The sequence below is a fragment of the Anaerovorax odorimutans genome, from assembly GCF_024459955.1.
Taxonomy (GTDB): Bacteria; Bacillota; Clostridia; order Peptostreptococcales; family Anaerovoracaceae; genus Hominibacterium; species Hominibacterium odorimutans_A.
This window is the reverse complement of sequence record NZ_JANFXK010000195.1, coordinates 1-241: the sequence shown is the minus strand read 5'-3', so window position 1 is coordinate 241 and position 241 is coordinate 1. Positions and strand designations below refer to the sequence as shown.

Annotated in this window: 1 pseudogene; it reads right to left on the bottom strand. The window is 41.9% G+C overall.

The features are described 5' to 3' along the window. Positions 1–241, bottom strand: a pseudogene (locus NE619_RS18450) (threonine synthase); the annotation flags it as partial.

The window sequence follows — 241 nt, the reverse complement described above, 5'->3', positions numbered from 1 at the left end:
CATTTTTCCCTGCATCCTGCCCTGCGATTGTATAGATCAAACGCTCCAGATTGCTGGAAATCAAAATGTCCATAGACGGGGAAGATGTCAGGATAAATTCTCTGTTTTTATCATAAACCCCTGTTTTAAAGAAATCAAAAAGCACTTTATTTTCGTTGGATGCACAGATCAGCTTTGCAATCGGCACTCCCATCTGTTTCGCGTAATAAGCAGCCAGAATGTTTCCGAAGTTTCCTGTCGG